This window comes from Aeromonas aquatica (assembly GCF_000764655.1).
Lineage (GTDB): Bacteria > Pseudomonadota > Gammaproteobacteria > Enterobacterales > Aeromonadaceae > Aeromonas > Aeromonas aquatica.
This window is the reverse complement of the sequence record NZ_JRGL01000101.1, coordinates 147421-159786: the sequence shown is the minus strand read 5'-3', so window position 1 is coordinate 159786 and position 12366 is coordinate 147421. Positions and strand designations below refer to the sequence as shown.

12 protein-coding genes are annotated in these 12366 nt (G+C 60.0%); 8 read left to right on the top strand and 4 right to left on the bottom strand.

Features of this window, described 5'->3' with window-relative positions; genetic code table 11:
• Nucleotides 1-671 precede the first annotated feature (671 nt).
• Nucleotides 672-1937, top strand: coding sequence for a RidA family protein (locus tag LG30_RS0112695; RefSeq protein WP_033131066.1), 1266 nt, complete (start codon nt 672-674; stop codon nt 1935-1937).
• 137 nt (nt 1938-2074) lie between these two features.
• Here the strand turns inward: LG30_RS0112695 and LG30_RS0112690 are convergent, their stop codons facing one another.
• The 4 genes from LG30_RS0112690 to tkt form a co-directional block, all read right to left on the bottom strand.
• Entirely contained in the window at nt 2075-2476 is a 402-nt protein-coding gene (locus LG30_RS0112690; RefSeq protein ID WP_081966174.1) for a hypothetical protein, read from the bottom strand.
• 424 nt (nt 2477-2900) lie between these two features.
• Nucleotides 2901-3272: a hypothetical protein gene (locus LG30_RS0112685; protein WP_033131065.1), complete on the bottom strand. Its 372-nt coding sequence runs from the start codon at nt 3270-3272 to the stop codon at nt 2901-2903.
• An 89-nt stretch (nt 3273-3361) separates the two neighbouring features.
• Entirely contained in the window at nt 3362-3823 is a 462-nt protein-coding gene (locus LG30_RS0112680) for a GNAT family N-acetyltransferase (RefSeq protein WP_033131064.1), read from the bottom strand.
• Nucleotides 3824-4076: 253 nt separating this feature from the next.
• Entirely contained in the window at nt 4077-6068 is a 1992-nt protein-coding gene (tkt, locus tag LG30_RS0112675) for a transketolase (RefSeq protein ID WP_033131063.1), read from the bottom strand.
• Nucleotides 6069-6409: 341 nt separating this feature from the next.
• Here tkt and metK point away from each other — a divergent pair, with 341 nt between their 5' ends.
• The 7 genes from metK to ruvX all read left to right on the top strand — a co-directional run bounded on the left by metK (nt 6410) and on the right by ruvX (nt 12305).
• The gene (metK, locus tag LG30_RS0112670; RefSeq protein WP_033131062.1) at nt 6410-7561 is read left to right on the top strand and encodes a methionine adenosyltransferase; all 1152 of its coding nucleotides are present in this window, start codon (nt 6410-6412) and stop codon (nt 7559-7561) included.
• Nucleotides 7562-7640: 79 nt separating this feature from the next.
• Entirely contained in the window at nt 7641-8165 is a 525-nt protein-coding gene (locus LG30_RS0112665; protein ID WP_033131061.1) for a SprT family zinc-dependent metalloprotease, read from the top strand.
• 72 nt (nt 8166-8237) lie between these two features.
• On the top strand, nt 8238-8936 hold the full coding sequence (locus LG30_RS0112660; RefSeq protein WP_033131060.1) for an endonuclease: 699 nt from the start codon (nt 8238-8240) through the stop codon (nt 8934-8936).
• 208 nt (nt 8937-9144) lie between these two features.
• Nucleotides 9145-9876: a 16S rRNA (uracil(1498)-N(3))-methyltransferase gene (rsmE, locus tag LG30_RS0112655; protein WP_033131059.1), complete on the top strand. Its 732-nt coding sequence runs from the start codon at nt 9145-9147 to the stop codon at nt 9874-9876.
• Nucleotides 9877-10059: 183 nt separating this feature from the next.
• On the top strand, nt 10060-11010 hold the full coding sequence (gene gshB / locus LG30_RS0112650) for a glutathione synthase (protein ID WP_033131058.1): 951 nt from the start codon (nt 10060-10062) through the stop codon (nt 11008-11010).
• A gap of 228 nt (nt 11011-11238) precedes the next feature.
• Nucleotides 11239-11793, top strand: a complete 555-nt coding sequence (locus LG30_RS0112645; RefSeq protein WP_033131057.1) for a YqgE/AlgH family protein — start codon at nt 11239-11241, stop codon at nt 11791-11793.
• Between the two features lie 89 nt (nt 11794-11882).
• On the top strand, nt 11883-12305 hold the full coding sequence (gene ruvX / locus LG30_RS0112640) for a Holliday junction resolvase RuvX (RefSeq protein ID WP_033131056.1): 423 nt from the start codon (nt 11883-11885) through the stop codon (nt 12303-12305).
• Nucleotides 12306-12366 lie beyond the last annotated feature (61 nt).

Genomic DNA, 12366 nt, shown 5'->3' with positions numbered 1-12366 from the left:
AGGAAATAATTCACTGATATCAGCATTCAAGCTTTATATCGGCGAGAGCAGAAGGGAGCGCCATGCAGAATGAATGCATTATATTCCAGACACATCTTTAGTCTTATTAAGATGCCCTTTGGCTAGCATACTTTTGGCTGCCGAGATAGCCCGCCAAAAAATCAAAAATTACATATCCATGCACAATAACGCTCATTAGCTGCAAGATGCTGCATATTATTAACGCTTCATTCACAGCGACAGCCGCTACCCTGCGCGGGACCGAGCCTTTTCCGCACTGCCTTTGTCGGGTAAAAGCAGCATGTTCAACTACCAATTGGTGATATTCACCATGAATTGAATAGCAAAATGGCTATTTTTCAGACCATTGAGCCACTTCATAGAAATGAGATCCCGGTTTGCATCCCCCCTCGGCCACTCATAGAATCGCCCTGTCTGAAATAATCAACCCCATCCATGCCTCTCTTATCCAATCCCTCATTTGAATGGATTGACAATAATAACCGAGGACGCGGATCCGGCTTCCTGTTGCGTGCCGCTCAGCCGCCTGCCATGGCCAGCTATTCGTCACACAAAAGATCTCGGCTGCCCAATTTATGGCACCGAGGCTGGCTCGCGCTCAGATAGGGTCAAACCGTACTCTGCGTTAATACTGAATGAGGAACATAGATATGAGTGGAATTATCATCAAGTCTGCCAGAAATACCCCTAATGCCCCCCAGGATCTGGGCCCCTATACCCAGAGCGTGGCGTTCTCTCATTACAACAATATTTCCGCTCAACTCCCTGTCGATCCCAAAACCGGCAAGATGATCGAGGGTGATGTCGCAGCGCAGGCCAGACAATGCCTGAGCAACATCAAGGCCATCGTCGAAAGCATCGGCCATGTGATGGACGACATGGTGAAAGCCACCATCTTCCTCCAAGACATTTCAGATCTGGATGCGGTCAACGCCGTCTATACCGAATTCTTCCCGGGCTATGTGCCGACCCGCACCGTGCTCGCCGTGGCCGCCTTGCCGATGAATGCCAAGGTGCAAATCGATGCCATCATCTCCAATGGTGAAGGCACCTTCCCGCAGGCACCTTGCGCACTCATCAAGCTGGCCCGCAATAGCGACAAGGCGCCGCAGAGCCCGCTCTCGACCCATACCGTGGCCTTCTCCCACTACAACAACATCGGGGCCCAGCTGCCCGTCGACGGGGCATCGGGCAAACTGGTTGCCGGCGGTATCAAGGAGCAGGCGGCCCAGTGCCTGAGCAACATCAAGGCCGTTCTGGAAAGCGTCGACGTGCCCTTTGACGACATCGTCAAGGTGACTGTCTATCTGACCAATCTGGCGGATATCGACGCCGTCAACGAGGTCTACACCACCTTCTTCCCGGACTCCGCCATCGCCCGCGCCGTCGCCTATCTGCCGGCCCGCTCCGTGATCTGTGCCTCTGCCCTGCCGATGGGTGCCCTGGTGCAGATGGATGCGGTGATCTCCCACGGTGACGGCACCCCGCCGCAGCTGGTGGAAGACAGACACAATCTGGTGATCCTGGCCCGCAATACCGACAAGGCGCCACGCAGCCCGCTCCATTGCCAGACCGTCGCCTTCTCCCACTACAACCATATCGCCGGCCAGCTGCCGCTCGATATGGCCACCGGCAAGATCCTGACCGGTTGCGTCAAGGAGCAGACCGCCCAGTGCCTGAGCCATATCAAGACGATTGTGGAGAGCATCGGCCATGTGATGGACGATATCGTCAAGGTCAATATCCAGGTGAAGAACATCGAGGATCTGGAGGCGGTCAACGCCATCTACACCCAGTACTTCCCGAGCTACCATCCCGCCCGCACCCTGATCGGTGTTAGCGAGCTGCCCGCTGGCGCCCTGGTGCAGATGGATGCGGTGATGTCCAACGCGGAAAGCACCCCGCCTCAGTGCTGATTAGTTAATTAAAAAACAGGGCCCTGAAATAACTATTTCAGGGCCCTGTTGTATTCAACCTAATCTGGAATAAATCGTTGCCTGTAGGCTCGATAAAATAAAGAATTAAGTTTTCTTTATTTTAAATAGCAACCTTTTTATTGAATGTAACGCTTAAGCTCCGCTTCCCGCGCCTTGAACATCTGATAATCACCGGCGGCTCTGCTCTTTGCGGCGGTGAACCACTGCACACCCACCTCGTCAGCATGTCTGAACTCCAGTCTGAATTCATATTTCATGCTTATCACCAGCGCCAAGCATGCCCCCACCACAAATGCAACGGCAGGCAGCAGCCACGTGATGACCTGACCGTTTTCATCCGTTGGGACAAATATAAACAATAAGCTGGAGGCAATGGCACCCAGCATCATCATATTGAGTACTTTATCTTTCCAGGAAAGAACCTTGACTTGTACATTGGATATTTTATCCAGATCATAGCTATCTTTATTGACTTGCAACTTGCTTGCTGACTGGTTGATGACAATGGAACAAGGCATCGTAACACTCCATTTTAAATATGCATCACATGACATTTTTATAATTAACCGGCATTCGTGCGGGAGCTGATCACCCCCTGCATGCCTCATTACTGACTCCCTCACCCAGGCCCGATACGCTGATTGCCGGCTTGACTTGCACCATGGGGCTGCCGGACAAGGGCTTGCCGCTGGCAGGGGGAATGGTCGCCGTGAATGGTATCGTATGGCGCTATAGTGCGCAGCAAAATAAGGATAAAAAGCGAGGCAGATCACCTTCTCACAGCATGAGATTGACCATAGGCGCTTATCCCCCGTCAGCCATGACAGCCACCGCCCAGAAGAGTCTTTGTTGGGACAGAAGAGCCCGGAAGGCCAGCAGGGTGCCGCTGCCATCAGGAGCGGACAATAGCCGCCCGAGCCCGGCATCCATCATGACGACTGGCTAGCCCCCTGCTCGCAACCTGCGGATACGCACCAGAAAATAGCCGGCCGCGAGCAGTGGCCAGAGTGACAGCCATTGCCCCGGGACCAGAAACAGCAGGGTGATCGCAACCAGGGCGCCACTCGCCAGTCCGACGAGGTGCAGCCTGAGGTCACCGAGAGGGGCGCCGTTGCGAAAATGGTTGTCGAGGCGAGAGAGCGTCAGCAGCCCGACGCCACCGCACAGCAGCAGGAGTGCCAGCGGCCAGTGGCCGAGTGCTAGCCCCTCTGTCGCCATCCCCATCAAGGCGGCCACCCCCATCAACATGAAGAAGGCGCTCACCACGAAAGTCGGCAGCAACACCAGCAGCCAGATGATTCGATAGAGGATCATGCTGTCCATGTCACCGGAGATCGGGCCGGAAGGCAGCTAAACACGCTGCTCTTGTGCCAGATAACAGAAGATAAAGGATGAAATTATCATCATCGGCAGATGATCAGCTCCATAAACAGGCTGTTCGGGTCTGCCTCGTAGCTGCCGAAGGGCTCGCACTCGCGAAAGCCATGCTTGCGGTAGAGGGCGTGTGCCGGCTTGAAGAAGGCCATTGAACCGGTCTCCAGCTTCAGCGAGCGATAGCCCCGCGCTTGGGCGGTCGTGATGAGGTGGCTCAGCAGGCGGGAGCCCACACCCCTACCCCTGACGGCGTCATGCACCCGCATGGATTTGATCTCCCCGCTGTGTCGATCCAGCTCCTTGATGGCGCCACAACCGACGAGCTCGCCCCCCTCATAGGCCGACCAGAAGGTGATCTCCGCCGCCTTGAGCCCCTCGAGATCGAGTGCATGCTTGCTTTCCGGCGGCGAGCTGGCCCTCATGTCATCCAGGTGACACGCCAGGAACGCGGCGATTTCCGGCCCCTCGAGGTTGTCGATGCCAATATCCATCCCTGCGCTTCTCCTTCTCTCATATCGTGCCAGCACCCTGCTGGAGGTTTCAGGGGCGCCTGTGACGACGATCAGCCCTGCAAACTCCATTGATACGCGATCAGCCGACCCGGATCCAGCCACCAGCTGGTGCGGAACTGCCTTGTGCCGGCGAGCGGGCCCTGGGCTGCCCATAAAAAAACGCCCCCCATCTTGCGATGGAGGGCATTTTATCGTTCCGGCTATTGGACCAGGGTGGCCCAACGTTCAGCGATTACAGGGATTCGGCGGTCGCGACCACGTTTTCCACGGTAAAGCCGAATTCCTTGAACAAGAGCTCGGCCGGAGCGGACTCACCGAAGGTGGTCATGCCGATGATCTTGCCGCCGAAGCCCACGTACTTGTACCAGTAGTCGGCGATACCCGCTTCGATGGCGACACGCTTGGTCACGCTCATCGGCAGGACGGACTCCTTGTACTCGGCAGACTGGGCATCGAACACGTCGGTGGCCGGCAGGGAGACCACGCGCACGGCACGGCCCTTGGCGGTCAGCTGCTCATAGGCGGCCACGGCCAGCTCCACTTCGGAACCGGTGGCGATCAGGATCAGCTCAGGAGTACCGGCGCAGTCTTTCAGCACATAGCCACCCTTGGCCACGTCGGCCAGTTGCTGGGCGGTGCGGTCCATCTGGGGCAGGTTCTGACGAGAGAAGATCAGCGCAGTCGGGCCGTCATGACGCTCGATGGCGTGCTTCCAGGCGATGGCGGATTCCACCTGGTCACAGGGACGCCAGGTGCTCATGTTCGGGGTCAGACGCAGGGAGGCGATCTGCTCCACCGGCTGGTGAGTCGGGCCATCTTCACCCAGACCGATGGAGTCGTGGGTGTAAACGAAGATGGCGCGCTGCTTCATCAGGGCGGCCATGCGCAGTGCGTTGCGGGCGTATTCCATGAACATCAGGAAGGTCGCGCCGTAGGGGATGAAACCCCCGTGCAGGGCGATGCCGTTCATGATGGCGGACATGGCGAACTCACGCACACCGTAGTGGATGTAGTTGCCCGCTGCACTCTCGGGAGTCAGAGACTTGGAGCCGGACCACATGGTCAGGTTGGACGGCGCCAGATCCGCAGAGCCACCCATGAACTCGGGCAGCAGCTTGCCGAAGGCTTCCAGAGAGTTCTGGGACGCTTTACGGGTCGCAATCTTGGCCGGGTTGGCTTGCAGGGTTTCGATGATCTTGGCGGATTCAGCGGCCCAGTTGGCCGGCAGCTCGCCAACGGTGCGGCGCTTGAACTCGGCAGCCAGGGTCGGGTGCGCGGCTTCATAGGCGGCAAATTTGGCAGCCCAGTCGGATTCGAGCTTGGTGCCTTTCTCCTGGGCATTCCACTCGGCAGCGATGTCGGACGGAATAACGAACGGCGCGTGGTCCCATTTCAGGAAGGCGCGGGCGGCGGCGATCTCGTCGTTACCCAGCGGTGAACCGTGGCAATCGTGGGAGCCGGATTTGTTCGGTGAACCGTAACCGATGATGGTGCGGCAGCAGATCAGGGTCGGCTTGCCGGTCTCGGCCTTGGCGGCTTCGATGGCGGCATTGATGGCTTCCGGGCTGTGACCGTCAACGGCCGGGATGACGTGCCAGCCGTAGGCTTCGAAGCGCTTGGGAGTGTCATCGGTGAACCAGCCTTCGACGTGACCGTCGATGGAGATGCCGTTGTCATCCCAGAAGGCAATCAGTTTACCCAGCTGCAGGGTACCGGCCAGGGAGCAAGCCTCGTGGGAGATCCCTTCCATCAGGCAGCCGTCGCCCATGAAGGCGTAGGTGTAATGGTCAACGATGTCGTGACCCGGCTGGTTGAACTGTTCGCTCATGGCCTTCTCGGCGATCGCCATGCCCACGGCATTGGTGATGCCCTGACCCAGCGGGCCAGTGGTGGTTTCGATGCCAGGGGCATAACCGTACTCCGGGTGACCCGGGGTGCGAGAGTGCAGTTGACGGAAGTTCTTCAGATCATCGATGGAGAGATCGTAACCGGAGAGGTGCAGCAGAGAGTACAGCAGCATGGAGCCGTGGCCATTGGACAGTACGAAACGGTCGCGGTCGGCCCACTTGGGGTTGTTCGGGTTGTGCTTGAGGTGGCCACGCCACAACACTTCGGCGATATCTGCCATTCCCATGGGGGCGCCCGGGTGACCGGAGTTGGCTTTTTGAACGGCATCCATACTCAATGCGCGAATGGCATTGGCAAGCTCTTTACGAGAAGGCATCTGTATCTCCTGCGATTGCTTCATTTTGGTGGCCAAGATTAAGGCGCGTCATTGTCCCAGCAGGGCGCGCGGCGTGCAAATATTATCTGGCCGAATAAAGCCGCTTTGGGAGCACAATCGCTTTTCTTGGCCAGGCAAACGATTCAATCCAACCCCTTGTCTACCCCAAATGGGGTGATTGGCCGGACAAGGCCGGCCCGGGCGGCTCCAGGCCAAAATAGTGCTGGCAATCACCCTATGGCCTAATTAAAATAGACGTCCAGATGTAGATACCTCTACAGTCATCCTGTCATTTTCCGGTTATGGCCGAGGCGATAACCCCAACGAATCGAGAACCTATCATGGCAAAGTTGTTTACTTCCGAGTCGGTCTCCGAAGGCCATCCCGATAAAATCGCCGACCAGATCTCCGATGCGGTGCTGGACGCCATCCTGGTGCAAGACACCAAGGCTCGCGTCGCCTGCGAGACCCTGGTCAAGACCGGTATGGTGATGGTCGCCGGTGAAGTAACCACCTCTGCCTGGGTCGACATCGAGCAGATCGTGCGCGATACCGTGCGCGAGATCGGTTACACCCACTCCGACATGGGCTTCGACGCCGACTCCTGCGCCGTGCTGAACGCCATCGGCAAGCAGTCCCCCGACATCAACCAGGGTGTTGACCGTACCGATCCGTACGAGCAAGGCGCCGGTGACCAGGGCCTGATGTTCGGCTACGCCACCAACGAAACCGACGTGCTGATGCCGGCCCCCATCACCTACTCCCACCTGCTGGTGAAACGCCAGGCCGAAGTGCGCAAGAACGGCACCCTGCCGTGGCTGCGCCCGGATGCCAAGAGCCAGCTGACCTTCGCCTACGACGACGCGGGCAAGATCCTGGGTGTGGATGCCGTGGTGCTCTCCACCCAGCATTGCGACTCCATCAGTCACAAAGATCTGGTGGAAGCGGTGCGCGAGGAGATCATCAAGCCGGTGCTGCCGACCGAGTGGATCACCAGGGACACCAAGTTCTTCATCAACCCGACCGGCCGTTTCGTCATCGGCGGCCCCATGGGTGACTGCGGTCTGACCGGTCGCAAGATCATCGTCGATACCTACGGCGGCATGGCCCGTCACGGTGGTGGCGCCTTCTCCGGCAAGGATCCGTCCAAGGTGGATCGCTCCGCCGCCTACGCCGCCCGCTACGTGGCCAAGAACATCGTCGCCGCGGGCCTGGCGGATCGCTGTGAAGTGCAGGTTTCCTACGCCATCGGCGTGGCCGAGCCGACCTCCATCAGCGTCGAGACCTTCGGCACCGGCAAGGTCGCCGAGGAGCTGCTGGTCAAGCTGGTACGCGAGCACTTCGAGCTGCGCCCCTACGGCCTCATCGAGATGCTGGACCTCAAGCGCCCGATCTACCAGGCCACCGCCGCCTACGGTCACTTCGGTCGCGAAGAGTTCCCCTGGGAGAAGACCGACAAGGCCGCTCTGCTGCGGGACGTCGCCGGTCTGTAAGTTTCGCCCGGCCACGAGCCTGTGATAAAAGGGGAGCCTGGCTCCCCTTTTGCTTATCCGCCGACCGACAGGATTGCCCATGTCTGCCCTCCCCTCCCCCGATGCCCTGCTCGCCGCGCGGGTCGACGCCTGCTTCTTGCAGGCAGAGGCTCGCCTCGGCCGCCCCTTCCCGCGCCCGCAAATTCACTTGAACATGCGTGGCCGGGCGGCGGGATCGGCGCGGCTGCAGACCTGGGAGCTGCGCTTCAACCCGGCGCTCTATGAGGCCAACCAGCAGGCGTTTATGGACGAGGTGGTGCCCCACGAGGTGGCCCACCTGCTGGTCCATGCGCTCTGGGGGGAAGGCCGTGGCAAGAGCCGGGTGCTGCCCCACGGCCGCCAGTGGCAGTCGGTGATGCGGGAGGTATTCAACCTCGAGCCCCGCACCACCCACAGCTTCGATCTCGCGGTGCTCGGCCAGCGCACCCATGCCTATGCGTGCGCCTGCCAGCAGCATCGGCTCTCCGTCCGCCGTCACAACAAGGTGCTGCGCGGCGAGGCCCGCTACCACTGCCGCCGCTGTCGCCAGCCATTGGTGTTGCAGCCGGGCTCGCCAGCGGATTGAGTCAACCCGTGTCGCGCCCCTGTATTAGGGTGCGCAATCGCGTCGTTTTATCTCTCATTTTCAAGGATCTTCATGTCTCGCTCCCTGCTCTCTCTTGGCCTCGGCCTGCTCATCAGCCTGCCGCTTCTCAGCTCGCCACTTCAGGCCCAGACCTTCCGCGCCGCCAAGCAGGATCTGGTCAAGCTCTATCAGAGCCACCCCACCAGCTTCTACTGCGGCTGCAACATCAAGTTCAGCGGCAAGAAGATGGCGCCGGACTGGGAGAGCTGCGGCTATCTGCCGCGCAAGCAGGCCGCCCGCGCCGCCCGCATCGAGTGGGAGCACGTGGTGCCTGCCTGGGAGTTCGGCCACCAGTTGCAGTGTTGGCAGGAGGGGGGCCGCAAGAACTGCGGCAAGAGCGACGAGTTCAACAAGATGGAGGGGGACATGCACAACCTCTTCCCCGCCATCGGCGAGGTGAACGGCGATCGCGCCAACTACCGTTTCTCCGACTGGAACGGCAAGCCGGATCAGTACGGCAAGTGCCAGATGCTGGTGGACTTCAAGGAGCAGCGAGTACAGCCGCCCAAGGGGCCGGTGCGCGGCCAGATAGCCCGCGCCTACCTCTACATGGGGGAGCAGTATGGGCTGCGTCTGGCTGCGCAACAGCGTAAACTGTTCGAGGCCTGGGACAGGCAATACCCGGCGGATCGCTGGGAGTGCGAGCGCAATCGTCGCATCGGCAAGCTGCAGGGCAATACCAACCCCTTTATTGAAAAGCAGTGTCAATGACCCCATTTGACAGGGAGGGATAACAGATCCCTCCCATATGAGAAGCGGTGCTATCTCGACACGACAGGCTGCCAGCGGGCTCATCGACTGCGTCAAATCCCTATTTAATACCAATAAATAACGATTTTACGCAGTGCATAAGCTATTAAACGGCACCCTGGCATCATATTTAACCGCTTAATCGTCATTCAAGAGACAGATATAACGCATGCGCACTCCACGTATCTATGAACCGGCCCCCCTGCAGGTTGGCCAGACTCTCGCCCTGTCGGAAGACGGTGCCAACCACATCGGCCGGGTGCTGCGCATGCAGCCGGGTCAGCCCCTCGAGCTGTTCAACGGCGACGGCAACCAGTATCCCGCCACCATTGTCAGCGTCGGCAAGAAGTCGGTGGAGGTGCGGATCGACGGTTGCGACGAACAATCCGTCGAGTCGCCGCTGGCCATCCACCTGGGCCAGGTGATCAGCCGCGGCGACAAGATGGATTTCACCATCCAGAAATCCGTGGAGCTCGGCGTCACCTGCATCACCCCCCTGTTCTCCGAGCGCTGCGGCGTCAAGCTGCCGGCGGATCGGCTGGAGAAGAAGCGCGAGCAGTGGCAGAAGGTGGTGATCAGCGCCTGCGAGCAGTGCGGCCGCAATGTGGTGCCAGAGGTGCGCATGCCGATGGAGCTGGACGCCTGGCTGGCGGAAGAGACCCAGGAGCTCAAGCTCAACCTGCATCCCCGCGCGCCCTACAGCATCAACACCCTGCCGGTGCCCGAGCACGGGGTACGTCTGCTGATTGGCCCGGAAGGCGGCTTGTCCAGCGACGAGATCGCCCGTACTGTGCAGGAAGAATTCAAGGAAATGCTGCTGGGGCCGCGAGTGCTGCGCACCGAAACCGCCGCCCTGACCGCCATCTCGGCGTTGCAGTGCCGCTTTGGCGATCTGGCCTAAAACCTGCTCAATATCTTGCTGCGAGGTCGTGATCAAGGCTCATGTGCTGCTCGGAATCCTCATGTGTGCTTACACACTCCGGTTCCTGCGCTGCTCTTTACCTTGCTGACGACCTCTCGCGACAGACCTTGAACAGGTTCTGATAATCTCAACACCCAATCGAGCCACAAGAAGGAATCTCGGATGACCATCAAACTCGGCATAGTGATGGACCCCATCTCGGCCATCAACATCAAGAAGGACTCCAGCTTCGCCATGCTCGAAGAGGCGCAACAGCGCGGCTATGAGCTCTTCTACCTGGAGATGTCGGATCTCTACATGGAGGCGGGCCGCGCCTTTGGCACCATGCGCCCGCTCAAGGTGAAGTACGACCATGCCAACTGGTTCGAACTGGGTGAGGTTGTCGATCAGCCGCTCTCCACCCTGGACGTGATCCTGATGCGCAAGGATCCGCCGTTCGACACCGAATTCATCTACGCCACCTACATGCTGGAGCGGGCCGAGGATGAGGGCTGCCTCATCGTCAACAAGCCCCAAAGCCTGCGCGACGCCAACGAGAAGCTCTACACCGCCTGGTTTGCCGAGCACACCCCGACCACGCTGGTCACTCGTCGCGCCGACAAGCTGCGGGCCTTCCACGCCGAGCACAAAGACGTGATCTTGAAGCCGCTGGACGGCATGGGCGGCGCCTCCATCTTCCGCATGAAGGAAGATGACGCCAACGTGGGGGTCATCATCGAGACCCTCACTGCCCACGGCAGCCAGTACTGCATGGCCCAGACCTTCCTGCCCGCCATCAAGGATGGCGACAAGCGGGTGCTGGTGGTGGACGGCGAGCCGGTTCCCTACTGCCTGGCCCGCATTCCGGCCCAGGGAGAGACCCGTGGCAACCTGGCGGCCGGCGGCCGCGGCGAGGCGCGTCCCTTGAGCGAGGCGGACTGGGCCATCGCCCGTGCGGTCGGGCCGACCCTCAAGGCCAAGGGCCTGATCTTCGTCGGGCTCGACATCATCGGCGATCGGCTGACCGAGATTAACGTCACCAGCCCGACCTGCATCCGCGAGATCGAGGCGGCTTTTGACGTCTCCATCACCGGCATGCTGATGGACGCCATCGAACGCCGTCTGGGACGTTAATGATGCAGGGTACTCCAACTGTCGTTCCATTTGCCGAAACCGGCATGCTGATGGACGTCTCAGTGGAGCCTCGGCAGGGCAAGTCATTCCCATCGGGGGCCCTCGCGGCCCCCGCTATTCCCTTTGCGGATCAGTACCCAACTTCGTGCCACGGCCGCAAAAAGCGGTTTTGCCCGCCGCCCCTTACTGCCATAATCACCCCAAACACCTTTGCACTATTTGGCCACTATGCAAACACTGCAAAACCATTTTCTGCTCGCCATGCCGAGCCTCTCTGACGCCTACTTCGAACGCTCCCTGGTCTATCTGTGTGAACACAGCAGCGAGGGCGCCATGGGGTTGGTGGTCAATATCCCGGTCGACATGGCGCTGGATGAGATGCTGACCAAGCTCAACCTGAGCCCGCCCGACACGGCCGAGATGAAGCAGCCTGTGCTGCAAGGCGGACCCGTCCACGGGGATCGCGGTTTTGTGCTGCACAGCTTCCGCCCCGGCTTCAACTCCACCCTGCAGGTGAGCGACGAGATGATGGTCACCACCTCCAAGGACATCCTGGAGACGCTCGGCACCGATGAGGCGCCGAGTCACTGGCTGGTGGCGCTCGGCTACGCAGGCTGGAGCGCGGGTCAGCTCGAGCAGGAGCTGGTGGACGGCGCCTGGCTGGTGATCCCGCCCAATGCCAAGCTGGTATTCGACACACCTATCCATCAGCGCTGGCAGCAGGCCGCCGCCAGTATCGGCGTCAACCCCCTGCATCTCTCCAGCCAGGTGGGGCATAGCTAAGACCCCAAGTCGTCTTGCATTTCCCTTTGTCCCCAGTGGCAAAGGGAAGTCAGGGCTCCTTTTCATGTATCCCAGTTTCAAGGACTTTCATGTCATCACGCAGCATCATGGGCTTTGACTACGGCACCAAGAGTATCGGCGTCGCCATCGGTCAGGAGCTCACCGGCACGGCCAGTCCCCTTCGTTCCCTCAAGGCCAACGACGGCATCCCCAACTGGGACGAGATAGAGAAGCTGCTCAAGGAGTGGCAGCCGGATCTGCTGGTGGTGGGCCTGCCGCTCAACATGGACGGCACCGATCAGGAGATCACGGTGCGGGCCCGCAAGTTTGGCAACCGCCTGCACGGCCGCTTCGGCAAGCCGGTGGAGTTCAAGGATGAGCGGCTCACCACCACGGATGCCCGCGCCCGGCTGTTCGAGCGCGGCGGCTACAGGGCGCTGGACAAGGGCAGCGTGGACGGGGTCTCGGCTCAGCTCATCGTCGAAGCTTGGATGGAAGAACAATACGGCTGATGCCGCACGAGGCCAGCTATCCTCTGGCCTCGACTCCCCCCGCTTTGCTCAAGGCCCCCGG